General features: G+C 35.7%; 38 protein-coding genes. 6 read left to right on the plus strand and 32 right to left on the minus strand.

The genetic code is table 11. From position 1 onward, the window contains the following. Positions 1 to 4: 4 nt before the first annotated feature. The 13 genes from FFS26_RS14650 to FFS26_RS14710 all read right to left on the minus strand — a co-directional run bounded on the left by FFS26_RS14650 (position 5) and on the right by FFS26_RS14710 (position 10827). Positions 5 to 1021, minus strand: coding sequence for a phage tail family protein (locus tag FFS26_RS14650; protein ID WP_137905381.1), 1017 nt, complete (start codon positions 1019 to 1021; stop codon positions 5 to 7). Beyond that, complete coding sequence (locus FFS26_RS14655) at positions 1012 to 1485, minus strand: hypothetical protein (protein WP_137905382.1); 474 nt, start codon at positions 1483 to 1485, stop codon at positions 1012 to 1014. The genes FFS26_RS14650 and FFS26_RS14655 overlap by 10 nt, the downstream gene beginning before the upstream one ends. Further along, positions 1485 to 5981 (minus strand): tape measure protein, encoded by a 4497-nt coding sequence (locus FFS26_RS14660; protein WP_137905383.1) that lies wholly within the window; start codon positions 5979 to 5981, stop codon positions 1485 to 1487. Before FFS26_RS14660 ends, FFS26_RS14655 begins: the two co-directional genes overlap by 1 nt. A gap of 6 nt (positions 5982 to 5987) precedes the next feature. After that, positions 5988 to 6122: a hypothetical protein gene (locus tag FFS26_RS22895; RefSeq protein ID WP_002984504.1), complete on the minus strand. Its 135-nt coding sequence runs from the start codon at positions 6120 to 6122 to the stop codon at positions 5988 to 5990. A gap of 95 nt (positions 6123 to 6217) precedes the next feature. Then, positions 6218 to 6712: a hypothetical protein gene (locus tag FFS26_RS14670; RefSeq protein WP_137905384.1), complete on the minus strand. Its 495-nt coding sequence runs from the start codon at positions 6710 to 6712 to the stop codon at positions 6218 to 6220. Between the two features lie 64 nt (positions 6713 to 6776). Continuing rightward, a complete protein-coding gene (locus FFS26_RS14675; RefSeq protein ID WP_137905385.1) occupies positions 6777 to 7286 on the minus strand; it encodes a hypothetical protein in 510 nt (169 codons plus the stop codon). Between the two features lie 11 nt (positions 7287 to 7297). Next, positions 7298 to 7705 (minus strand): hypothetical protein, encoded by a 408-nt coding sequence (locus FFS26_RS14680; RefSeq protein ID WP_137905386.1) that lies wholly within the window; start codon positions 7703 to 7705, stop codon positions 7298 to 7300. Then, positions 7702 to 8151, minus strand: coding sequence for a hypothetical protein (locus tag FFS26_RS14685; protein ID WP_137905387.1), 450 nt, complete (start codon positions 8149 to 8151; stop codon positions 7702 to 7704). Before FFS26_RS14685 ends, FFS26_RS14680 begins: the two co-directional genes overlap by 4 nt. Beyond that, entirely contained in the window at positions 8142 to 8465 is a 324-nt protein-coding gene (locus FFS26_RS14690) for a hypothetical protein (protein WP_137905388.1), read from the minus strand. The genes FFS26_RS14685 and FFS26_RS14690 overlap by 10 nt, the downstream gene beginning before the upstream one ends. Beyond that, the gene (locus FFS26_RS14695) at positions 8466 to 8789 is read right to left on the minus strand and encodes a DUF6706 family protein (RefSeq protein ID WP_137905389.1); all 324 of its coding nucleotides are present in this window, start codon (positions 8787 to 8789) and stop codon (positions 8466 to 8468) included. Positions 8790 to 8792: 3 nt separating this feature from the next. Next, entirely contained in the window at positions 8793 to 9878 is a 1086-nt protein-coding gene (locus FFS26_RS14700; RefSeq protein WP_137905390.1) for a major capsid protein, read from the minus strand. 10 nt (positions 9879 to 9888) lie between these two features. Further along, on the minus strand, positions 9889 to 10230 hold the full coding sequence (locus FFS26_RS14705; RefSeq protein ID WP_137905391.1) for a hypothetical protein: 342 nt from the start codon (positions 10228 to 10230) through the stop codon (positions 9889 to 9891). An 18-nt stretch (positions 10231 to 10248) separates the two neighbouring features. Then, entirely contained in the window at positions 10249 to 10827 is a 579-nt protein-coding gene (locus FFS26_RS14710; RefSeq protein ID WP_137905392.1) for a hypothetical protein, read from the minus strand. Between the two features lie 122 nt (positions 10828 to 10949). Between FFS26_RS14710 and FFS26_RS14715 the strand changes: the two genes are divergently transcribed. The 3 genes from FFS26_RS14715 to FFS26_RS14725 all read left to right on the plus strand — a co-directional run bounded on the left by FFS26_RS14715 (position 10950) and on the right by FFS26_RS14725 (position 11979). Next, complete coding sequence (locus tag FFS26_RS14715) at positions 10950 to 11219, plus strand: hypothetical protein (protein ID WP_002984522.1); 270 nt, start codon at positions 10950 to 10952, stop codon at positions 11217 to 11219. Further along, positions 11204 to 11488, plus strand: a complete 285-nt coding sequence (locus tag FFS26_RS14720; RefSeq protein ID WP_137905393.1) for a hypothetical protein — start codon at positions 11204 to 11206, stop codon at positions 11486 to 11488. Before FFS26_RS14715 ends, FFS26_RS14720 begins: the two co-directional genes overlap by 16 nt. Positions 11489 to 11781: 293 nt before the next feature. Continuing rightward, positions 11782 to 11979, plus strand: coding sequence for a hypothetical protein (locus FFS26_RS14725; RefSeq protein WP_137905394.1), 198 nt, complete (start codon positions 11782 to 11784; stop codon positions 11977 to 11979). 29 nt (positions 11980 to 12008) lie between these two features. Here FFS26_RS14725 and FFS26_RS14730 read toward each other — a convergent pair whose 3' ends face one another. Then, the gene (locus FFS26_RS14730; protein ID WP_137905395.1) at positions 12009 to 12266 is read right to left on the minus strand and encodes a helix-turn-helix domain-containing protein; all 258 of its coding nucleotides are present in this window, start codon (positions 12264 to 12266) and stop codon (positions 12009 to 12011) included. 112 nt (positions 12267 to 12378) lie between these two features. Here FFS26_RS14730 and FFS26_RS14735 point away from each other — a divergent pair, with 112 nt between their 5' ends. Next, positions 12379 to 12675, plus strand: a complete 297-nt coding sequence (locus tag FFS26_RS14735) for a hypothetical protein (RefSeq protein WP_137905396.1) — start codon at positions 12379 to 12381, stop codon at positions 12673 to 12675. Positions 12676 to 12734: 59 nt separating this feature from the next. After that, positions 12735 to 13370, plus strand: a complete 636-nt coding sequence (locus FFS26_RS14740) for a hypothetical protein (protein ID WP_137905397.1) — start codon at positions 12735 to 12737, stop codon at positions 13368 to 13370. Positions 13371 to 13611: 241 nt separating this feature from the next. On the opposite strand, the gene FFS26_RS14745 is transcribed toward FFS26_RS14740, so the two are convergent. From FFS26_RS14745 to FFS26_RS14790, 11 genes are all read right to left on the minus strand, one after another. After that, positions 13612 to 14010, minus strand: a complete 399-nt coding sequence (locus FFS26_RS14745; protein ID WP_137905398.1) for a hypothetical protein — start codon at positions 14008 to 14010, stop codon at positions 13612 to 13614. A gap of 20 nt (positions 14011 to 14030) precedes the next feature. Further along, positions 14031 to 15068: a hypothetical protein gene (locus FFS26_RS14750; RefSeq protein ID WP_137905399.1), complete on the minus strand. Its 1038-nt coding sequence runs from the start codon at positions 15066 to 15068 to the stop codon at positions 14031 to 14033. Next, on the minus strand, positions 15046 to 15414 hold the full coding sequence (locus FFS26_RS14755) for a hypothetical protein (protein ID WP_137905400.1): 369 nt from the start codon (positions 15412 to 15414) through the stop codon (positions 15046 to 15048). Before FFS26_RS14755 ends, FFS26_RS14750 begins: the two co-directional genes overlap by 23 nt. Beyond that, complete coding sequence (locus FFS26_RS14760) at positions 15411 to 16745, minus strand: phage portal protein (protein ID WP_137905401.1); 1335 nt, start codon at positions 16743 to 16745, stop codon at positions 15411 to 15413. Before FFS26_RS14760 ends, FFS26_RS14755 begins: the two co-directional genes overlap by 4 nt. Positions 16746 to 16760: 15 nt before the next feature. Next, positions 16761 to 18107: a PBSX family phage terminase large subunit gene (locus FFS26_RS14765; RefSeq protein WP_171006323.1), complete on the minus strand. Its 1347-nt coding sequence runs from the start codon at positions 18105 to 18107 to the stop codon at positions 16761 to 16763. Continuing rightward, complete coding sequence (locus FFS26_RS14770; RefSeq protein WP_171006324.1) at positions 18091 to 18621, minus strand: terminase small subunit; 531 nt, start codon at positions 18619 to 18621, stop codon at positions 18091 to 18093. Before FFS26_RS14770 ends, FFS26_RS14765 begins: the two co-directional genes overlap by 17 nt. 63 nt (positions 18622 to 18684) lie before the next feature. After that, a complete protein-coding gene (locus FFS26_RS14775) occupies positions 18685 to 18954 on the minus strand; it encodes a hypothetical protein (RefSeq protein ID WP_137905404.1) in 270 nt (89 codons plus the stop codon). Between the two features lie 11 nt (positions 18955 to 18965). Continuing rightward, the gene (locus tag FFS26_RS14780) at positions 18966 to 19232 is read right to left on the minus strand and encodes a hypothetical protein (protein ID WP_137905405.1); all 267 of its coding nucleotides are present in this window, start codon (positions 19230 to 19232) and stop codon (positions 18966 to 18968) included. Between the two features lie 293 nt (positions 19233 to 19525). After that, positions 19526 to 19690: a hypothetical protein gene (locus tag FFS26_RS22555; protein ID WP_171006325.1), complete on the minus strand. Its 165-nt coding sequence runs from the start codon at positions 19688 to 19690 to the stop codon at positions 19526 to 19528. A 42-nt stretch (positions 19691 to 19732) separates the two neighbouring features. Then, positions 19733 to 20140: a hypothetical protein gene (locus FFS26_RS14785; RefSeq protein ID WP_137905406.1), complete on the minus strand. Its 408-nt coding sequence runs from the start codon at positions 20138 to 20140 to the stop codon at positions 19733 to 19735. Between the two features lie 107 nt (positions 20141 to 20247). After that, positions 20248 to 20901: a recombination protein NinG gene (locus FFS26_RS14790; protein WP_228449442.1), complete on the minus strand. Its 654-nt coding sequence runs from the start codon at positions 20899 to 20901 to the stop codon at positions 20248 to 20250. Between the two features lie 105 nt (positions 20902 to 21006). Here FFS26_RS14790 and FFS26_RS14795 point away from each other — a divergent pair, with 105 nt between their 5' ends. Next, positions 21007 to 21258 carry a hypothetical protein gene (locus FFS26_RS14795; RefSeq protein WP_137905407.1) on the plus strand — a complete coding sequence of 84 codons (252 nt, stop codon included), beginning with the start codon at positions 21007 to 21009 and terminating at the stop codon, positions 21256 to 21258. A 24-nt stretch (positions 21259 to 21282) separates the two neighbouring features. Here FFS26_RS14795 and FFS26_RS14800 read toward each other — a convergent pair whose 3' ends face one another. From FFS26_RS14800 to FFS26_RS22560, 7 genes are all read right to left on the minus strand, one after another. Further along, on the minus strand, positions 21283 to 21492 hold the full coding sequence (locus FFS26_RS14800) for a hypothetical protein (RefSeq protein WP_137905408.1): 210 nt from the start codon (positions 21490 to 21492) through the stop codon (positions 21283 to 21285). A 193-nt stretch (positions 21493 to 21685) separates the two neighbouring features. Then, positions 21686 to 21904, minus strand: coding sequence for a hypothetical protein (locus FFS26_RS14805; protein ID WP_137905409.1), 219 nt, complete (start codon positions 21902 to 21904; stop codon positions 21686 to 21688). 20 nt (positions 21905 to 21924) lie between these two features. Continuing rightward, positions 21925 to 22380: a hypothetical protein gene (locus FFS26_RS14810; RefSeq protein ID WP_137905410.1), complete on the minus strand. Its 456-nt coding sequence runs from the start codon at positions 22378 to 22380 to the stop codon at positions 21925 to 21927. Position 22381: 1 nt separating this feature from the next. Then, positions 22382 to 22588, minus strand: coding sequence for a hypothetical protein (locus FFS26_RS14815; protein ID WP_137905411.1), 207 nt, complete (start codon positions 22586 to 22588; stop codon positions 22382 to 22384). After that, positions 22585 to 22962: a hypothetical protein gene (locus FFS26_RS14820; RefSeq protein ID WP_137905412.1), complete on the minus strand. Its 378-nt coding sequence runs from the start codon at positions 22960 to 22962 to the stop codon at positions 22585 to 22587. Before FFS26_RS14820 ends, FFS26_RS14815 begins: the two co-directional genes overlap by 4 nt. Then, positions 22959 to 23303 carry a hypothetical protein gene (locus tag FFS26_RS14825; RefSeq protein WP_137905413.1) on the minus strand — a complete coding sequence of 115 codons (345 nt, stop codon included), beginning with the start codon at positions 23301 to 23303 and terminating at the stop codon, positions 22959 to 22961. Before FFS26_RS14825 ends, FFS26_RS14820 begins: the two co-directional genes overlap by 4 nt. Beyond that, positions 23300 to 23514, minus strand: a 215-nt coding sequence (locus tag FFS26_RS22560; RefSeq protein WP_171006326.1) for a hypothetical protein, incomplete at its 5' end; no start/stop codon positions are given. The genes FFS26_RS14825 and FFS26_RS22560, both read right to left, overlap by 4 nt.

Here is a 23514-nt window from a genome sequence, read left to right on the forward strand (position 1 = left end):
AATATTATATTTTCTCCCAAATTGTTTCCGCAGGCGTCTGAAGGTTTTTAACGTCTTCAATATTGCCTGCAATGATTATTATTTTTTCTTTACCTAACATGTTTTGCCATTCTCCAACAACCTCAGCGGTTTCAATGCGAGGATTATTGTAAACTATTCCCGGAATCTCATTTCCGTCGGAATCCAAAACTTTATAAATGAATTTTCCGTAATCCGGCATGTTGACTTCTTGAACTACAGATAAAGAGTTTTTTCCAGTTAAACCGTCGTAAAGTGCACTTACGGCAACAACTTCATATGTGTTGTCTAACTTTCGCCCTATTACGTACAGTTTTATGTTTTTCGGAGATTGTAAATCAACTTCTACTGAAAATTGATAAATTGTAGATCCAGATAGAACGGTATTAACTTCAAAATATTGATCGTTTACACCGCTTGTGCTTACTATTGACAGTCCGGAGTTCTCGTAAGAAGGTGCTGAATAGTCTTTAGTAAGACTTACATTTCCCCGGCCGGTCTGTTTCGTTCCGTCACCGAAGAAAATCTCAGTTTCAGAGTCTATTTCGTAAGAAATTTTAAAGCTGTCTAGTGTTGTTTTCAGAATCTTTTTGATAGGGTTAGGCTCAATTAATTTTAGCGTAAAAGAACCATACATTTCACCATCTCTGAATTCTTTTGTAAGGTCTGCCGACCCATTCAGTAATACTTCATAAGCGTATTCTTTATTTCCGAAAGGCTCAATAGTAAAACGTTTTGTAGATTTTGTGTCGAATAAGGCTAAAAATGAATTGAAATTTTCTGTAAGCGTATCAGAATCGGAAGCTCTAAGCCAGCACTGAAGTTCCATTTCTCTCGCTTCATAGAATGGCTTAGATAAATCGAATTGTTTCCCGTGATATTCAGCCCATGTGTATGAGTTTCTTTCGCGTGGCTTTAATTTATCAAGAACCCCTTTAGACTCTGAAACATTAATTCCAAACTCCACAAAATCCCTTCCATTAATTGACCACTTTAATCCCATACTTTTTGCTTTACCACACAATCTCCATTAACCACTCCTCCATATTGGTAAACAAATACCTCAGCATTTCCAGACCTTTCGATATTTAGTTCTGAATCGTCTAAAACCGTCACAAATATTTTAGAATATCCAGAAGCTTTTATTGTAATTTTAGACTTTCCACGAACAATAATCTCTGATACATCGAATCCCGTGAATTCTATTTCAGATTCACTATCAAAGATAGCCAAATTAACAGCCTTGTTTATAGTACTTTGCCTGTAGTAAACCCCGTATTTTTCATAATAACCACGGTATTTTTCAAGTACTTCTTTTGATGGGAAATTTTGCCTCAAAGCCCAATCCGAATTCGCAAAAAATAGTTCGCAAAGATTCTTTATTGAAGTATCTTTATAAGCTTTTTCAAAGCCCTCTTTACAAGGGCTAAAAGCTTTGATTTCTTTTAAAATAAATTCTGTATTCATTAGATTCCGGCTAAGCCATTTTTAATTTTTGAATTGAGTTCTGATAGATCTTTTCTCATTTGAACAAGGTTCCGTGTATTACTTTCAATTTGCGTTAGTTGCATTAATTGATTTTTAAATACATTCTGATTTTCTCTGTGGATCTTCAATGCTTCAGCAACATTTATTCGCATGGCATTAATCTGCCCTTCCAATGCTCCGGCCGTCTTCTCGGTAATTCCTTTAATATCTCCTTTTAAACCTTGGGCATTTTCAGCGGACTGTCCGAAAAGATCCTGGTATTGCTTCAGAGCCTCCATGTATTTTTTCATGGCCTCCTCGCCCATTGCTTTTATCTTGTCTCTTTCCTCTTGAGTGAGTCCATCAAAATTACCGGCGACATTGGAGCTCGCTATCTGTTGCTGTAATGCCGCAATGACTTTTTCTAACTCTTCTTTTTCGAATCGGGCTTTAATAGCATCAGCACTTAAAGGACTGCCGTTATTAATGAGATCATTAAGATATTTAAGCCTATCCTGGGCGTTCTTTAGTTGTTTTTGTAAATCAGCTGTATCACCATTACCAAATCCCATTGCGCTGTAAAGCTCATTAACCATGTTTTGGGCTGCCTCGTCAAGAAATTTCATTTTTAAAGCGTTCTGAACGGCATTACGCATAACATCATCAACAACTTTATCAAATGAGTTTGCAGCGTCTTCGCCTTTTCCAAAAGCCTCAACCAATGCATCAGACATTTTCTGCGCTAAATCTTTAAACTCAATAGTTGTAACCTTGCTTTTAAATTCATCAACCAGATCAGAAATCTTATTGTTTATGTCTTCAATCTGTTGGGAATACGAAGCAAGTTTATCAGTATCTGAGTTTTTCTTTTCATTTTCCATCCGACGCATCTTGATCAATAGATCTTGTTGTTCCTTCAGATTCGAAATGAGATCGCGCTGAATTTTTAATTGAGCATCTCCTGCAGTTTTCTCAATTGATTTGTTAAGTTGTTCATAAAGTGATTTCAACTTTTCAACCTCAATACCCCACTGTTGAATAGTTCTTGCTCTGTCAACGTCACCATTCATATATTTGGCAATTGAAGTTACCATCTGTAGAATTCCACCCGCCATTTTAGCATAATCCCCAGATATATATCCTGTTACTGCATTAATAATCCCATCGAATAACTGTTGTGCATCTTTAAGGGCTTGTTGAGATTCTTGAGAAAGCAAACCTAATGCGCTTCCAAGTTCTCCTGCAAAAGAAATCGTTGCATTTGCAGCCGCTTGCGAAACTGTGAAAATTTGACCTAAAGCAAATTTTGTATTATCTAACTGATTGTTATATTGTTCACTATTTTTTCCGTATTTTTTTTCTGCGTCGTCTAACTTTTTCTTTTCGTCAGCATATTTTCTTATTGCGTCACCTATTGCAGCAAACGGATTTCGTGACCTAACATTCTCATCTAATTTATTATATGCATCCTGAACTGTTTTCAGATCTTCTGGTCCTAATGCCTTTGCAGCATCTGAATCTAAAAACTTCTTAAATTCATCCCGCATTTTACGCAATGTTTTAGGGCCTACTCTCTCCAAATCTCCAAAAGCCTTAACCCATAAATCTGTTTTCTGGAAAAGTTCAACAGACATTGACGAAATATCTTTTGCTTGCGCTTTATTGGCTTCATTTGTTTGCCTGGTCTTTTCAACTTCAGAAGCATTAGACTGCTGAATTTTAAGACGGATGTCGTCATACTTCTTCGTAATTTCTGCTTTACGCTGTTCAAAGGTTTGATGTTCGTTAATAAACTGAGCATACTGTTCTTTTTGAGATTGTACAGCATTTCTTCTGAGTTCTTCCAGGTATTTTTTTTGATCAAGGAAATTTTGACTATTGCCTCCTTCTTTCTGGAACGCGTTATCTATTGCCTTATCGATAGCATCGATCTGATCCACAAACGATGGCATTAGCTTCAAAGTATTTTCGAACTCACGCTTAAACGCTTCAATCGGTTCTTCAAAACCGTTCAAAGAATCCATTTCATTTCTGAGCATAACTAAATACTCCTGATCAGATTTGGAAAGTTTTTCACCGGCTTCGATTCGTTTTTCAATAGCATTAACTTCTCCCTCTACATATTGAAGATAATTTCTAGATTTACTAACTAAAGGATCGTATTGTTTATCAGCTATTTCTTTTCCGTAATAGGAAGCTATAGAGTAATAGTTTTCAAACTGGGTTTTCGTTTCATCCAGTCTATCTTTGTTAGACTTATACCTTTTTGAATCTATTTCATCCTGTATTTGCTGCAGTCTTCTATAAGCTTCTTCAGTTGAAACAGTTTCGCCAGTTAAAAACGGATTTCCCTTTTTGTCTTTATCATGCCCGAATTTATCTAACTTTCGAAGTTTAACTACACCATTAACCGCTGTATCAATAGCGTCATTTAGCAACTGAGCTCTTCTTTCAAGCTCTTTTATAGAACCTTCGGGTAATATTTCTGCAAGTTGATTTTCCTGCTTATTTTTTTTTGGATTTAATAATTCATTTAACTTGTCTATTCTGTTCCGAATTGCTTGATATGCTGCTTGAGTAGGTGCTTTTTGCGCCTGTGCTTCCAATTCTTCAATTTGAGCTTTAATCCTTTCAGCCCATCCTTCAGACTTTTTAATTTCTTCAGGCGACTGAATTATTTGAGGCTTAAAACCATTTAGTTCAAAAGCGAGTTTTTCAATTTGTTTCTTTTTAAGTTCTAATTGTTCGCCATTAAGCTTGCCAAGCTTTACTTCTTGCTCTAACTGTCTTAGAACTTTTGTTTTTTGATTAATTTCCTGCTGGTTACTTCTGATGATTGTGTTAGAAATACCGGTTTTCTCATTAGCTACCTTTCTCTGCTTTTCAAGTTGTTCGAGAAGTTTATCCCTTCTTTTCTCAGCATCATAAGCATTCCTCATGTATTCGAGGCTTGCTTTTCCAGCTTTTCTTGCCTCTTCGTCCATTTTCTTCCACTTATCAGCTTCTTTCTGAGCAGAATCAGCCTGGACTTTTAATGCATCACGTTTAAATTGTTCCTCAAATGATTGTTCAAGTATTTTTCGTGAAGCTGCAGCCTTAGCCTGAGCCATTGCAAATGCATCAATCTTTGAAGTAACAAATTCTAATGCTTGGCCAAGTCTGTTTGTTGCTTTATACTGACCATCAAGAACACCAATAAAAGTTTGATCAATTTTGATAAGTTTTTCATAGGCAGCTTTACGCATTTCAAGAGTAGAAGACTCATTATTTATAATGCTTATCAGTTCGGAGATATTTGCCTTCGTTTCATTAACTCCTTTGGCAAAATTTCTGTGATATTCAGACATTACTTCCTCCTGAGCTTTCTGTGAATTCGTTTGCTCTTCGATTAAGCCGGTAAGCTCTCCGAGTTCCTGTCGGTAATTATAGGTAATAGCGATTAATGCCCCTATAACTGTAATTATAAGGGTATAAGGGTTTGCTCTTGCTGTCAAATTAAATAACGCCTGAGCATCTGCGGCAGTTCTTATGCTTCTGGCTAATGAAATCCATGTCTTAATGGCTTCCACAGCAATTGAAGCCTTTTGAATTGCTGTTGTTACCAGTAAAGCGGTTCGGTAAATACCGTATATTTCAATAAGGGTAAGTAGGACTCTTCCGACCTCCTGATAATTTTCAATTAAATGCGTTATAGCATCTATTCCTCCTTTCAGGATGTTTTCGTTGTTAGTTCCTATTTCATTAAGCATTAATTCAAATTCGTGCTTAAGTCTATTTACAGAACCGGTTAAAGTCGTCGCTTGTTTAGCAATAAGGTTATTAAATTTACCACCTTCAGATGTAAGCCTGTTCATTGCTTTTTCCACTTCCGGAAATCCAACTTTTCCGGCTTCAATTAGTCCTTTAAGCTCTGAGACATTTACATTCATTACTTTGGCTAATTCATCCATTAATGGAATACCTCGCATTGTGAACTGTAGAATATCCCTAGTATATGCTCTTCCCTGAGTCTTTAAAGTTCCATACACGTAAGCTATATCACCAATGTTTCCAGAAACACCGGAAGCTACATTGGCAAGCATTTCAATATCATGGGTTACCTTGTTTACATCAATACCGTAGGCAAGCAACTGCTTTCCTGCTTGTCCAATTTCGGATAAACGAAAAGGTGATCTTAAAGTGAGTTCCTTCCACTCATCCATTAATTTATTCATCTGAGAAGTAGATCCGGTAATTGTCTCAATAGCATTTTCCATCTGTTGGAATTCACCACGAACCGTAATAAGTTCATTGATGAAGTCTTTAACCGCATGAATAGAAAAATAACTAGCAATACCAACTGACAGATTTTTAAAAGCTGCATCCATGTCGTTGGTATTCTTTTTTGTGTTTTGATTTAAATTCTGCAGATCTCTTTTAATTCGTTCAATATTTCTATTCCACTCACTAAGATTTAAAACTGCATTGAAATTTAAAGCTCCTCCTACATTATTCATTCTTCATTATTTATATTGCTCCAACTGTGATAAAAAACTTTCCTGAGATAATTCAGAGTAATTGAATGATTTCCCTTTTTTGGAGTCTTTTTTCACATCTTCATCTTTGTCGTAATCATATGAAGGTGCATCAATAAGCATTCTTTGTAAAAATGCGTAGTCTACCTCTTCAAGTAAATAATCGAGTGTCCATCCAAAGTGGTGACATAGTTGACCACATAGACCATATATAGTTTTTAGGCCGTTTTCTCTACCTTCATCGGATTCGTCACTCTTACTGCGCTTAGTAATGTGGTAGAGATCGTAAAAGACTGATAATCGTTCAGCGTAAGAACTTTCTGCGTAAATTCAAGAAGTTCTCTTGAATTGATATTGCTGAAAATATGTTCAGTTAATAGCTTTCGGAAAAGCCAATTGTTCCATTTAGTTCCAAGAATTGTAATAGCTATAATTTCAGCGCAAAGTTTAGCGTTATCAGCAACAGAATTAAACTGTGAGTTTAATATTTCTTGGAAATCATCATTTTCCTGTTTCTCCTGACTGATTTTAAGTTTGAAAAACCGGTAACTCTGAGCAAACATTACTTTCAATGGTATTTTTTTTACCCTCCACGTTATCTCTTTGCCCCAGAAATTAGTTTTAACGGTAAATCCTACACTATTTAAAACCTTCAGCTCCTTTTCTTCTGCAATTACTTTTTCCTCTTCACTTAATATTTTATTTTCTTCCATAATTGTAATTTTTGTAGTTAAAAAAAGCGCACCCACCTAAGCAAGTGCGCTGAAAAGAAAAATATTAAGGTGTCGGAATCGGATATTTCACCAATTCAAACGAAGGTGTATTTTCTTTGGTCGGTCTCAAAACCTTTGCATTCACGGAAACTCCCAGCAAATTGTCTTTACCCATATCGGCAGTGAATTTGTAGGTAATAAGAGTTCTTACCACATCAAAACCAAACCCGATTTCCGGTGTAATTTTTAAAGACCTTTCTACGGTAACGTTTCCGATAGGTGGAATGTAGTTTCCGTCGGCATCTTTAGTTCCGGCTCCAACCTCAACCAGAGTATCTGCATCAGGATTAGCAACATCAAAGTCAAAAGACATAGCCCCTTTGGTTGTTCTTGTGAAAATAGGATCATCGTATTCCTCAACATTAAAGTCAGTAGTTGTACCGTCTTCCATATTGATCTTTAATGTTCCCAGCATGGTTTCCCCTAATTTTTTAAAGACGGTGCCCATTCCCCCGTCTGATGCAATTGGTGCTAATTCAATTTTCGCCACACCATTGTTAATCTGTCCTGCCATTTTATTGAATTTTAATTATTATTAAATGCGTTTAATTTTAGTCTGAAGTTGATATAGCAATCGTTACCATCCATAATTGTTTGCTCAAATTCTATATCAACATTGTATTTGTCAGTGAATTTTCTTTCCAGAATTGGTTTTACTTTGTCGGAAACAGCTTTTAGACGAATTTCGTTTGGAACGTTTTGATCTATGGCGTTGATCTTTACTTTTAGGTAAGGCACATAGCAATTCACGTTGAATGCACCGGTCTGGAAAAAAGTGCTGTTGAGAGTAATAGCGTTCACAACAATATCTTCTTTGGTACTGCCGGCCGGTCTAAAGTCTTTATACAGATCTCCTGTGATAATAGAACCAACACCTCCATTTTTCAGCTCATTGTATATCCACTGTTTGGCTTCTATTACTGAATTTCTCACCGTATGCTATTTAGAAATTGATTGAGTTTTAATTTTGCTTTGAGTTCTGCGCTGGTAAGGACATTACGACCTCTACTTTCAACAGTTGATGCGTAATTCATTCCTGCAACAATAACCAATGCTATTTCCGGAAGTGCTTTAGCAATATCAATCGCCAGATCATAGCCTATTTTCTTACCGTCTTTCGTTGTTGGTTGCGGGCCCTGTACTTTTTCAAAGTCTTGACCAACAATACTACCATTCAGAGTGATAACATATCCGATAGATGATCTCAGATTTCCCGTGACGTCTTGCCAGTCATTCTGTTTAGCGTAAGACCTAGCCTCGTTTATAGCATCTTCACCTACTACCCGCATAATTCGAATGATGTTTTGAATTTTAGCATCCAAAGCATTATTGATATATTGGTTTAAACCCGGCATGTTGAAGTTTGCTCTTACACCCATATTCTACTATGAAATTGATCATATTTGACTCTCAAAACTTCTCCTGTAAGTCGTGTTTCACCTTTTGATCCTATGACCCTTATACTTGATCCTATATCAATAGGTTTAAGCTTTTTAGGACACTGAATCAGCCAGGTGTATTCATACTTAATCTGATCGTTAGAAATCGTCTTGGTACTTGATAGGCTGTCTTCATCACGACATTTACCGAAATCCTGCCATTCTTCAGATCCTGGAATCCAGTTTCCGTTTTCATCTTTTATAGCATCTGATTTTACAAATACTTCTAGTTTATATGGATATTGAACCGCCATTTACCAAAGATTTGAACGATCACGAATTTTGTTTCTTTCCAAATTGTTTGGAAGTCCTAACTGGTCAGCTATCATACGGTAATATGCAACCATCGCATCTTTGTCATATTCGATTGTAAACTGTCCTTCTGAAACTCTTTTTGGAGATAATAAAAGCTTAGGGATTAAATTGTAAAACAGCGTATTAGTTTTTACTTCTAATTCGGGTTCGTATTCAGAGTCGCCATTCAATCCTACATTAATCAATTCTGCATCAATAAGCGAATCGGACACTTCAACCGACCATAATTCAAGATTTGCTGACAAATAATCCCTAACTTTCATTTATTATACTAGTTTTAGCTTTAAGTGGTAAATTGCGTCAATTGCTGTTAATGCAGGAATCGCCAATAACTGACCTCTTGTAAACTCGTTAAAAGGTTCATTCATAGACCATTTAGCAATCTTTACTTTATCTACATTCGCATATGAATGCCCCATAACCTGTTTTAAATCTCCTTCAGTCACCAGCGCATTTTTAACCTTTCCTAGTTCTCCTTGTGGAACAAATACAATCACATCGTCAGCGAAAGCTCTAAATGATCTTGTAGCTCCGTCCTCCTCAATGTTAAACAATGAAGTTTGCAATTCGATTGGCGGAAGTCCGTTAGAAACCAGGTATTCGTTAAGGTTGTCAGGTGTTACTAATGCCGGAGCTTTTCCAACTACTCCTTTAAAAATCTTTTGGATTTCAACGCTGTTTTTTAACTTGTTGAAAGTAGCTCTGGTCATGATCATTTTTTCAAAACTGTCATTACCTTTTCCTTGTGCGGCATCAATCACATTCTCAATATCCTGAAGCGGTGTTGCGTCTGCATCATCCCACTTCTTGGAAGCCTCAATAACATTGCCCGTCGGAAGTCCTACTGGAATTTCACCATAAGCAACGCCATCCGGGTTCCCGGTAGCTGAAAGATCAATCATACCTGTAGAAAGTCCTTGTAAGAACATAACATCAAGTCTGCCGGTACATCCATCCGCTGATAATTTGACATCGTTAAAAATTAAATCAATGATTTGCTTCTTCTTTGTGTCATCATCAATATTACCCATGTTCTGTAAAGAGTAGTAAGCTCTTACATCAGATTGTTTCATGAGATATTTGTGTGAAATAGTTGGGATAGACCCCTCAAATGAAGCCAGCCCTCTCCTACTTCTTACGGGAGAAACAGAATCTTCTCCTACAACAGATGCAATTGTATCAAGTTGTGTTTTTCCGATTACATCTTTGAAAGATAAATCGACCTGAGGCGTGTCCCAGGATAAATATTTGGAAAATTCTCTGGTTTTGAATTTATCCATTCTTTTGTCGATGATAAGCTGTAAACCTTCGCTTGTTGCGTATTCACCGAATATAGATGCTACATTACTCATACTTCATTAATTATTTAGATTGTGAGAAAATGATTTGAGGCATTTTTGCTTTAAGTTCATCCGTAATAGCTGGAATCCTTCTAGCATACACGGTTCCTCTCAGAACAATATCAACAGAAGTATTATCGTCAATAACAACATCTTCATACAGTAATCCTTTTGGAGCTACTTGATCTGGCTTTGCCAATCTTGTAGCTTCGTCAAAAGTAAACGCTGTACCGGCTACAATTTTTTCACCTTTTGTTAGTCCGGTAGTATCTAATGCGAAACCGCCTAAAGCCGTTTCCAAAACGTGAGCATAGATTGTTTTATCCCCTGCTACTTCCGTTCTCTTAAATCCTAATTTGCTCATTTTTTGTCTGTTTTGTTTTTACGCTAACCTTTCAATGTCTTTCAACGCTTGTCCTTTTTGCTCAGTCCCACCGGTTCCAATAGGCGGATTTCCACCTTTAGCTCCTTCAGTTGCAAAAGCCTGTTTGAAATCCTCAAATTCAGCCTCCATGGACTTCACTGTATCTTCTTCAGAATAGCCCTCTCCATAATCTACAGTTGAAAGAAACTTGTTGTAGTACTTTTCCGGAATGTTTTTCGCGGCAAGTGCCTTTACAAGATTTCCTTTTTTGTCGTCGGTAGCTGTTTTGGTTACTAATTGCTGTACGGTTCCAAGAAGTTTTTCAAACTTTTCTTCAAGAGTAGAATCCTTTTTTTCTTCGGTTTCTTTTTTCTCTTCAGACTTTTTCTTCTCGTCAGCAGGCTTTTGTCTTACCTTATCCAAGCTTGATTGAAATGATTTTAAAACACCCCCCACGCCGTCAATAACCCCATCTATGGTTTCATCAGTTGGCTTGTTTGATAGAATAAAATCCGCTTGCGACCCTAAAATTTCATCGCTTAACCCTAAATCAATGTAATTAGTTCTCAGCTTTTCAATTATAGTTTCTCTTGTCATATTAAAAGGTTTATTATTAATTACCGTAAATTTCGCCCGTAAAACGTTTATTTTCAATAGCATTTGTTGGTTTTACACACGATATTTCGTAATTTTACTATTATAACCACGGTATTATTTTTATGAGGGGAGATTTGGGAAGTATGAGAACGTCGGATATGACACTTAATGAACTTTTGGTAGCATTTAACAGACTATCCATGGTTCAAAAAATAACAATGGATTTATCGGAATTTTGCGAGGTAACAGGAAAGGGACAGAAAGAAGTGTATGCGCTTCTACGTTGTCAATATTATCCTGATGAACTGATCATAGGAGGCTATGAAGGAAGGAGAAGGAAAAAGAAATTATTGTTTGATACGCAAAAGGTTTTGGAATGGATGAGAAGGTGATAGAAAAAATTAATAAAGCAATTGGAATTGCTTCAGTAATTGGGTGCTTCCCAGGATTATTAAGCCATGTTAGAGAAGCAGATAGAATTTATGCTCAAAAACAAAAGCTTATAAAACTAATTGGTGAAGAAAAAGCTTCTGGAATTTTTGACCGTATAAAGAATGAAGCATACGCTCAGTTGGGAAACAACGGATCTTATATTTACAATGAACTCGTAAAAATTAATATTGAATTGGAATATGGAAAACACACCGAAAAGCGACATTAGAAGCTTGTTCGCATATAATTCTGGCTATGGATTCTTTTGGTTTAAATTCTTTGGAAAATATGGAATTCTAATCAGAGATAAGAACAAAACAACTACATTGTTCTCTGAAAGAAACGGCTATTCAACATTTAAAGATTTTGGCAGGTTTAGATTTAAAATCTTAAGATGAATCTAGGATAATTAATAAATTAAATCAATGCAGCCGATTAAATGTGGAAACTATTTTATAGTGCAGAATACTAAGCTCCTGGACAAATTAACCATCCAGTATTATGTTATAAATTTGAATTGAAATGAACAGTAAAACAACAGCAGAAATAAAAAAAGAAATTGAGGATTTGAAAACAGCTCTTAAAAGAAATATCGACGAATTTCTGAAATCGAATCCGGGGTTAGATCTGAATATTGAACTTGAAAAAGAGGTATTCGGATTTAGAGACGGTAATGCCGTATCAACTTACAATCCAAAAATTGAAGTAATTTTGAAATAATGGAAAGGAAATCCCCGCCTTTCGCGGGGTTACTTTTTCCCAATTCCGTAGAATTCATTTTTAGAGTTATAAAGGTGAGTGAAGTTTTCATCTTCTTCAATTAATTCAAACACGGAACATTCAAGCGCATCAGCACATTTCTGTATTAATTCCATCTTCGGTCCTCTTTTAAGTCTTTGATTAAAGTCTATGTAACTTATACCAATCTTTTCACACATCTCCTGAAGTGTTTTCCCTTTTCTTTTAGCTACTTCTTTGATTCTAAATTGCATGTTCAAATATACCATAAACGTAATAGTTTACAAAATTTTAGTAAATATACATAAAATAATTTATAAAAATATTGCATACGTAAATTAAAGTATTTATATTTGCTACAGAAACATAAACAAAATAGTCATGGAAAAATTTAGGGGTGAATATAAAAAGCTTGTTAATCGGTACGATAAATGGGAAGATCAAAAAAGGAGTAGAATTGAAAAAGACATTAAAGCTGTTATAAAAAGAAGGTGTATAGCTTTAGGAGTTGATTGCACTAATACACAGCATTCTTTTTATACCGATCTTGAATATGATGAAGAAATAAAAAGAAAAAGAATTCAACAGTTCCATGACTTTATAATTTATGTTGCCGACCATCATAAAGTTGATTTTTATTTTACTGTAGAGAATGGAAAATTTAGATGGCTTGGATAAATTAACCCCACGGAGTAGTCTCCACAAAATATAAAATTAAACTTGTAATAAACTATATTATGGAAACACCAGAATTATTAGCTCTAAAATCAAGAGAATTATTAAATGATCAATTATCTAGCGTAGATGGAAACAATGCCAAAGCAGGAACAATTACCGCTATATCTGCATTGTTTATACCTATTTCGTTTTCAGTTTTTGATAAAATTGCCACTTCCTATTTTTGGATTTGCGTATTTTTTATTCCTATAATTTTGAATATAATAGGAATATGTAATTTGATAATGGCAATGCGTCCTAGGAAATTATTTCATGGAATTGGATTTCATAACATGGATGAACTTCTAACAAACGAAGTTGAAGATGTCTATTTGTTTGAAATAAGCATAAATAGAGGAAGTTTTAATGATAATCAAGAGCCTATATCAAAACAGAATAGATGTATTAAAAAAGGGCTCTGGCTTATTTATTCTAGCGCAATTGCGCTAACATTATTTTTCTTTGTAAATTTAATAACAACTAAACCTAATAAAATGAGTGATAACAATCAAAACTCCAGCACTTCTTCAGGAAGTAATAACAATCAAACTTCAGGAGGAAATAGCGCTGGAACAAGCAGGCAGATTCCGTCCACTAACTCCGGACAAAGGTCTGTAATTGAAAAGGGAGGCAATCCCAATATTCAAAAAAAGTAATTAACAAAAATAGCCCCAGTTAAGGGGCTATTTTATTTTTTAGACTTATCAAAAGCTTCGTTTATTCGTAATTGAAGACTATGAATATCTTCAGATGAAAATATGCTTTCCATTCCATTCAAGTAAATTAATACCCCTCCCTGATGTCCATTCTCTATCATGACTATATGATTAATATTAATAAATCTAGTCATTGTTCCGTTAGTTTTAACTTCAATTAGCATTTTTTTATTTTTTATGGTTATTTCAAATATTTAATAAATTCTGATCTAAATCTTATTTCGGGAGTGTTTTCTACTATTTCTTTCCAGTACGCAATGTTTTTAGCTTCGTATTCTGGCTGTCCTGAATGCGCTAACGGTTCTCGTAGAACAATAAGAGTGTTCGCCACATTATCAGACAACATTTTATGCTGCTGAACTTGTTCCAACAGCCTCACATGAAAATCACAAAGGCTTTCATACTGTCTTTTAGTGTAAGAATATGAATGAAAATGATAGCATATAAACGGGAATTCGGGGTGAATTTCTCCGGTAAAGTTGCAGTTTTCAACCATTAATAAAAGCTTGTCCGGAAGTGGCATAAAATTACAGCCTTCCGTTAATTCATCATATAGTTTTTGTTCTTGGTGCGAGATCATCCAGTAAAATTACAAAATTTCTAGTGTAAAAACTTCTTGTTGTCAACCATAAAAGATGGCTGAGTTTTCCAACCTTCCATTTTTGCTTTGTTTTCGTCCATGTATGTTTTAAACTGTTCTGGAACATCAGAAATATAATTCTCAGATCTTTCGGGCGGTAAATTCATCCCTTTGTTGATCTCATCAATGATTTCTTTGTCTGTTTTGCGGACAGTGAACCGTTGACACATGCAGCCGATATGCCAGCCTTTCCAAATGAAGTTTTTCGGATAGAAACCTTTAAGATCATCACAGATGTCAACAATTTTATGCGCGTTACTTAGCTGAATTTGATAACCAACAATATCATTGTTCTGCATTATGCGAAGCTGGTCCGATTCCCGATAAGCCAGATTGTTTTCTTCTTTGGTTAGGCGAACAGCATTTGCCATACTACTTCGATATACACCTTGTCCCGGTTTATAGGCTTTAGCATTTTTGCTCAAAGTAAGATTTCCGTGCTTATCTCGAACTCTTCTGTAAAGCCTGTCAGGCTCTCTAAGATACTTTTTTATTTCCCTGGCTAATTGCTGAGCGCTTTTACCCTCAGACAGTCCCAAATCAAGCGCAAATTCAAGCTCTTTCTTCGTGTTCTGAGTAATTGACCATACACGGTCTGAAATAGTGAATTTACCAATCTTTCGCTCTTGAAACGCGTTTAATGCTTCAGCATTACGAGGCATAGGCGCTTCTTTGAGTTTATTCAAGATTTCAACCGGAATTTTCCCGGAAATACTGTTGAGCGTTGCAAGTTTTAATGCATCATTCTTCAAATCTCCAACATTCCATGAGTAAGCAGTAGAAACCGTTATCAATTCACGCAGATCCGAGTTGAATTGATTGAAAACATCTTCGATATACTTGGTTATCTTTGGATATTTTCGGAACTGAAAAAGCCCCTCCTTTAAAGTTACTGGAAGGGAAGAAAAAACAATACTTTCAACAAGGTCATTGAAAAGTTTTTCAACTCGTCTTAAATACTGCTCTACTCTTTTTCTATGTTGTTTGTCGAAGTCCATTGAAGAATTTTTCTATTTGATCAAAAAACCACCCTGTCATGTAAGCCTGAGCCTCGTCGTTTTCAATATCTAACTTTTGACCACGGTCTTTGAATAGCTTGTTGACAAGGTGAACACACTCATGAGTAATAACACTGTTTTTAGGCCGATCTCTAAAGCATACTACATACTTGGAATATCCATCGTGGCAATCATCAAAAACAAACGCCTCATCTCTTTCGTCGGCCGGTCTATCCCATTGCAGACGATTTTGATAAATGCTGTTTACGTTCTTCCATTCTTCCGGATCTAAAATGATAATGAAATCTCCAAAGTATATCGGAATTTTTATCGTTTTCTTTTTCATAATCCAAACGTTTGAGAGTTCTCTGTTTCTGATGCACTACTATTTTCGTCACGAATCCTATTCATTTCTTCAACTGGATCATCAATACCAAGATTACGCATAGCTGTCTCAACAGACATTATAGCCTGTCCTCCTGTTGCATCCATAAGATAGCTGATCTTCTCTTTCATATCATTAATCATGTACGGATTGTAAACAATATCAACTTCTAGTTCTTCCAGCTTTCTAGCATCTTTAGTGCTGAGTACATTTGCCAGGAATGCTTTGATTATATTGATACGCCTCGCCAGATAATCATCCCATATTTCACGCTTCATTTCAACTTTCAAATGAATATCCATGAAGTAATACTGGGCTGCTACCCCGGATATAGCTCCCATTGATTTAAGTTTGTCGAAGGAAATATCAGGCGTCTGAGTGATTTTGAAAATAATATTCCATAGGTTGTCGAATTCGAGCTTATAGGAGTCTGTATTGTTATTCCACGTCATGTAGTCAAGTTCGCCGTCTTTCTCCATTTCGAAAATAGCCCCCTTTTCTCCTTTTTTAGCGAATCCGCTTATTTCTCCTTTTGCTTTTATTTTCGGTGCAACATGATAGTCATTAATTTCAGCGTGACCGGAAGCAAGCTCTTCCAAACGTTCGATAAGTGGCTGAACAATATCCCATTCGGTTTTCTTTTGAGATCCATATACAACCGGTATTTTACCAATGATGTTTCGTTCTCGGCTTTCTTCAATCCATTGAGACTCCTTTTTAAGCACGATCTTTTCTTCAGCAGTATAAATCTCACGATATTCGACTTCCTTGTCGTTTTCGTCCTTTACTGTAATCTCACGAACAAATGCCGTCATGTCTCCGTTTTCAAAGACAGGATAGAAAACATCACCTTCAGTTGGTAATAGTTGTTTTACTCGCAATCTATCTGCTTCCGGTGTCAAATACCAAATCTCCGCTCCCTTAGTTGCACCGTATATCTGTCTTGCGATATTCCGGGTTAACGAAACGCTTTTATTCTGATCTAGTACCGATTGAACCAACGGCCAGACTTTAGCATCAGTTGGAATGTAAGAAACCGGCTTCCCAAAACCAAAAGCAACAATCTTATCAACAATCATCTGCTGGATAGCAAATCCGATACGGTTAATAGGCTGTGAGGTTGTTCCTTCTTCGGTTTCCACCAGCTTATCCGGGTATTTCGTTTTATTGGTGAAAATTTCGTGAGTTTCCACATTGTACTGCAGAACAGCTTTCGATAAATAGTCCGTGTTCGGTCTTAATTTATCCAGCTTCTTTACTATTTCCTCTGCATCTAATCCTTTCAAATCCATATATAGTATTTTTTATTATCCTAACATTCTGCCGAGCTTCTTTAAATCAACGTTTCGGCTTGTTTTTAATTCTTTGTAGCACGCATACCGGCAAGCATCAATTAGATGGTTATAAGCATCTACCGGAACGCTTGACTTCTTATCACTCCAAACGTAGTTGTTCAGTTCTTTGATAAGGTTTATACTTCCCGGATCTATCACAAGCTGATAATCCTGCATTAAAGCAATTCCAGCGGAAACGCTCCCCGGTCCTTTCTCTACAGCTTCGATATTATTCCCTCGTTTTCTCAACTCTTCAATCAATCTTGGTTCTGCTGAATCGGCATAAACTTTTCGGGTACCAGCGACTCTTTTGTTTGCTTCGTAAATATCCGTTGTGGTTAGGTGGGTTTTATATAATTCCTCTCGCAAGTAGATCTTTTTACGGACCTTATCAATCGATGCGCTTACTAGTGTTGTAGGATCGACGGAAAAACCGAAATCCTGACCATGAAGGGTTGAATTGATTTCCTGATAAGGACCGATAACCCAATCCGTAAACACAACACCTTCAGCTTTGTCAAGCCAGCCACCAAGAACTGAATGCGCATAGTAGTTATGCCATTTCTTTATTTTTTCAGGTAATGCGTCTCGTTCTTTTATTGGCGTCGATAAGTATTGGTGATACGCCTCTTCTGTTTTCTCAAAGTCCTCCATAATATGGTCGGCTGTCCAATCTCTTTGGCCATCTTTGTAAGTGGTATGAATATAGCAAACACCATCCTTGACACCATTCCATCCATCCGGAATACCTCTTTCTTCAAAAAATTCTTTATGTACCCAATGTTCCTTTGTTGTCGGGTTAAGAATCAAAATACATAGGTTAAATACATCTTTTGCTCTTATCGACTTTCGGATCTTATCCCATTCTGAAAACGATGGCATTTCCTCAGCTTCTTCCAGTACGAAAATTGAAAACCCTTTTAGAGATTTAAGATTTGCTGTTTGGTTTCCGGCAGAAGTCTTGATACCTTTGAATATTACCTTTGGCGTCGTCTCTGTTTCTTCCTTTTCTCCTTCTTTGTAAATAATCCTGTCTTTGTTTATGTTGAAACGATCTCCATAATTAAGAAGGTCAAGCTTTTCCTTGAATTCTGGAATTACCGAGTCTTCTGTAGATGTCATAGTGTATCTGGTATACAGTATTCTGTGATTATAAGAAGAGACAGCTTCAGCAAGCATTACAGAAGCCGTGAATGATTTGAAAGAGTTTCTTCCACCTGTCAGTATAGCAACGGAAAAAGGCGGTTTAGTTTCATCTTTACCACCTCTTTTATATTGCAACCATTCAAACAATGGCTCAAACTTATTTGGAATCTCCAAAACCACGTGTGAAAATGATTTTTGTTTGTTCTTTTATTTCTATTGGATTGTCTTTATCTCCAATATGCTTTTGCTCTTGTTTATCTGATAGGCCCTGAAGTCTTGCTGTTAGGTTAGCATTAAAAGCTCCAACCATTGCTCCCTCTATCTGCTGGTTGTTTATTTTTTCTCTCGCCCATGTTGTGACTTCCACAAACTCCGTTCTTTCTTCATATAATTTCCAGGTTGCATGAGCGATTCCTAAGTAATGACAAAGCGCAATTAAAGTATATGGTCTTTGTGTTGGAATTTGTAGTGGAGTTCCGGCGAATTCACCACCTTTTACAACGTCATTTTTTATCCATGGGTTTTTATCAGCCCATTCAAAGTAACCTTTACAGAAAGACTCTAATTCTGCTGGCGTTTCAAACTTCATTGGCCTTCCACCTTCGTTGCCTACAGAAATAGTATTCCCTTCCGCAAACTTACCGTCCGGCATTCTCCCTTCATTATCTTCACTCTTCTTCTTTGCCATTTCTTTTTCTTTATTCATTCACCGCACTCCCTGTCACTCCCTCTGCCATAGAAAATTATTGCTTTAAATTTTGCTTAGCTCTTCTTCAAGACTTTTCAACTCGCTATCATACTCTTGGATAAAATCTTTTAAGAACTTTCTGGAAAACTCTCTTGATGGACAATGGTCTCCAAATGAACTAAGATCATTTACTTCAACCTTTAATCTCAATCGCTTGGTCGATCCTTTTTCTTCTATTTCACCCAACGCTTCTGTTAGACGCTTGATTTGTATTTCAAGCCAATCTATTCTATCATAAATATCTCTACCTTTTAAAAACTGATCCTTTGTCATAGAAAATTAGTTTAGTATTTATTTTTCTTCTTTCGGTTACGTGGCTTGGTGTAGTTCGTAGGTTTTCTTCTTTTTTGGGGATAACTGATTTTAACATTTCGAATCTCATCACTTAGCTCCTTTAAAGCTTTAGATGCAGTATTCGAACTAACACCCATACTTATCAATGAATTTATATCAGCTTCTACTTTTTCGTAAGACTGATTAGTACTCATTGCAATTCTTTCAATCATTTTTTCTTTACCCTCCATTCCCAACAAATTAAATTTTGCATTCATACTCCCTAAATTAAAAACCCGCTACCTATTACAGCAGCGGGACACCAAATCACAAAATATTAATATGAAAAAAATAGTTCCTACTGCATTAAATCAATCTAAAATGATAGTCTTTCCTATCAGTCAACCATACTTGCCCTATGGATTATATAATATGGATATTATACTTCATTTTTTTTAAAAGAACAATGGGATCTATAGTAAATGTTAGTTCACACCATTAAATGGGATAAGTCTTAATATTTTCATTTACCTTTCAGGACCGTACTATCTTCGTGTTATTTACTGAACTTCTATTCCAACATAGTGTTATACACGATCCTTTCCTTATCGACTTCATAAGCGGATTCACCCGCCACTGTTCTTTGGTTGCCCGTCTTTCCGGGCTGTCTGTCGATACAGTCACTTCGCTTATGCTCCGGACTCGAACCGGATTCTTTCGTAATAGTATTTATCATACTCGCCTATCGCATTACCTATATGCTAGCATCACGTTTTAATTACCACTTAATAATCAATGTTATCGTTAAAGCAACCACAAGAATTAAATTAACCCAATTGAATAATCTAACATTGTCAATCCACCCACTATCTGTAATCCAATTTTTTGCACCTTCAAAATAACTGTACGGTATATACGTAATTACTACAAATGGAATCCAAAACATATTAAGCACAATGCCGATAATAGAAATAACTAAAGGAGTTAGGATTTTTAACTTATTATTCCCTGAGTATAAAACCCGATATTCCCCCAATATAAAGTCTTTAAAACCATAGGCATAAATGTCTTTATCTGTATGTCTTACAATCCTCCAAAGTAAAGAACCAAAACCAACCATAGTTTTTCTGTAATTCTTTAGTTTATGTGTTTTGAAAAGCTCTAGAAACATTTGTTTTTGATTCATCTTATTCATTTAAAAATAAACACCAAGCACCCTCCTTCATCAACCAACTCTCCACCCCCTCTGCACTCATCATCTGTGCTTGGTAATTCAACAACAATTAAATCATATCACACAACCGCTTTCTTCTTCATTTCCCTAATCTTTGAGCGGTAATACTCAATCTTTTCTTTTATCTCTGGAATTGACAATTTCAAAACTCCATTTCTCGCTCTGAACTCTAAAGCATCGAATCTTTCAATCCCTATTTTTTCAATAAGCCTCGGACGATATTCGTTAATATTCCCTGACTTTTTAAAGTTGCAATTGTTACTGCATTGCTTGTGGCAATTATCTTCATCAAATCTCACATTAGGAAATCCTCCTGTAGCCCAAAAATGCCCTGCGTCATACTTAATATCCGTTCTCGTAGTTCCACAGCTTATACAAGGCTGATCTCTATCTCTTAATCGAATAAATGTATTGAAGTCTTTTTGCAGATCTTGCAGCCAGTCCTTGTGAGTCTTTAGCTTCTCCTTCCTGATCTTCTTCTCTTTTCTCCAAGCTTTAGCGTTTTGCTTCTGAACATTTGATTTGCCTAGAGCAATTGCACAGCTCCATCCACATACTTCCTGACCTATCCTAAATGGTATAAAATCTTTCCCGCACACTGTGCAATAATTAGGCTTCCCCATCTTCATAACCAACTGCTTTATAGTAAAGTTACGAAGAATCGTGTGGTTAAAAAAGTATTTTCTAACTTTTTTTATAGTTTTTACTAACAATTTTTTTAGGAATAACTAACTCTGTAAAAATTGGCAGGTTTTAGATACCAAAGAAACTTTTACGTTTATTTGCAGAAATAATTTTTAACCACTAAAAAATTTTATATGAAGGGAAAATGTAAAGAGCCTATCTTTGAGATAATAGAAGATAATGAATCACTTCTTGTTGCAAAAGCTACGGAAGAAGATGTTATAATTGGCGTGGCATACGATAAAAGAACATGTAAAGAAAATGGTATAGACTCCATGGACTTCACAGACATTTACTACCCTAAAGATGATCCATATTTTCTAATGAAATTAAGAAACAAGTTAAACCAATGGCTAAGAGAAAACCATTATGAAAAATTCCAATAAAATACCCCTGTTAATTCAGGGGCTTTATTTTGGCAGCGTGTAGCTTGTTCCGTTAAGGTGGTTAATTTTGACTATCTTCTTTTCTTTTAAAAGCTTGGATATGTATTCATTTCTTTGTTCTAATGGCATTTTTAAAATAGGATCTATTATATTGTGATCTATTCCATTGTTACCACCTGATTTTTTAAATTCAACTTCTAAAGCTTCAAAGAATTGCCTCTCTATTTCTTGCATGTTTTCCATGGAGTAAAGATACTAAAACAGATAGAAAAGCAAGTACACCACACAGGCAATCCAAAACCAAGCAAGCGCACCGATTATTCTCAATTCTGTGTCCTTATTCCTGAATAGCATACATTCGTTAATAAATTCTTTCATAGTTCTAATTTAGTTTGGTTATTTGGTTTTGTATTATGGGTATCCGTAATTACTCTTCAACTTCATGTCCAGGACAACCACCTCCGAATGGATCAAAGCCAATGCATTTTTCAGGGTTACAAGACATTAGTTTGTGTCCTTTTGCCTGTAGTTCAGCAATAACCTTTCGCGCTTCCTTATCAGACATTATTTTGCCGTTTTCATCGTTGAAAATATTAATTTTCTTCCCTTTATAGTTCCTGAGTATTCCTTCAAGGTTTATACTCATATGGTGTATTACTTTCATCTTTACAGTATTTCAAAGATTATACATTTTGATGGGTTGAAGGTCATTGATTCGGCTTCCCGCCATTTATCCAAATCCTCGTAAAATTCTTTTTCATCCCACCCCGGCGGGTCATCCAAAATGTTTATGTTATCATGATAACCATAGCTTTCTTTATTAGGATATTTAACCTTATTTACACCCCAGATAAAGCCTTTTGATTCTATGGCGGAAATAAAGGATTCTAAAGCGGTTACGAAAGCAGGACTATAAACTATTTCTTTTGACTCATACAGATAATTTATAAAGCCATCTTTACCATGAGAACTTTTTACTGGTTTTGAAAATTCTTCAGCTACTTCCTCAGTAAGATCTGAGCCTTTGCAGATGTATTTTAAAGGGCTCCCATTGTGATAATACATAAATCCGCCCTCCACAATAAGGAGTCTTTTATTTGTTTTTATCTCTAACTGTTTCATGTTATTTTAATTTTTTTAAGTCAATATACATTCCTATGGAAGCACCTATTACTATTATAGTTCCCAAAAATCCAAATACAGAAAAAAATTGTCTTGCCGATTCACTCCATTTGGAAGGATTAAATGTTAAATAGTAAAATGCTATACCAGAGTAAAGTAATGCTAAAACAAATATTAGTGCTAGTATTGTTATTATAATATGTTTCATAGTATTTTTCCGTGTTTTATTACAAAATAAAGTTTACCGGGTTCTGCGCCCCATTCTGGATTCCCTTCTCTGATTTCAATTCCTGCGTGTTCCAGTTTTAAAATTCTTTCAGTGTCGCCTTTTGAAGGATAGCCTAAAGTCATAACATTTAAATCGAAATGTTTTAAATCGTAATTCTCGTTTATAAAGTCAATGACAAATTGATAGTTATTCAGATTAAACAATGCTTCAAAATTTGATTGTTTTATATTTTGTGATTTAAATTGCAACAATCTACTACACCAATATGGTGTTATCTCTCTGTAATCTTCCGGTTTAATTTTGGCTTTAGTCATGTCAAACCATTTCTTTTTTAAAGACAATTGTAGATTCATGATTCTTTAATTTTAAGTTCTTCCCCGGTAAGGGCGAAAAATAAGTTCTGCAATTCGTGAACATACCTTACATATCGTATTGATTTTTCATCATCGCAAAATATGTAAGGTCCTTTTACAGATTGGAAAACATTAAACCTATCATGTCCGGATACGCAATACTCATTTTTATCACGTTCATAGCCCAGCTTCAAAAGCCAGTCCTCATTCAGCTCTATGGGTTCATAAGTGCTTTTACCGTTCTTATTTACGATCAAATTAAAGTCCGGCAATTCTATTTGAAATGGAGAACCGTTTATATTGATCCAGTTTCCTAAACGTAGTTCTTGTGGTGCTATCATGAGTTATATTTTTTATAAATTTTAAGGCATTTTTTACAGCAGTTTTCATTTATTTCTTCTTCTTGAATATCATCGATATTAACAAATCTATCCCCATCATGAACGCCCCCTTTATTGCACAATGCTTTGTTTCCAGAATATTTTTCTTCGTACCAAGCACCTCTTTCTTTTTCTATATAAGCGTGTTGTTTTAAGGTCCTTTCACCATCCA

This window comes from Chryseobacterium sp. 2VB (genome assembly GCF_005503635.1).
In the GTDB taxonomy this organism is placed as follows: domain Bacteria; phylum Bacteroidota; class Bacteroidia; order Flavobacteriales; family Weeksellaceae; genus Chryseobacterium; species Chryseobacterium cupriresistens.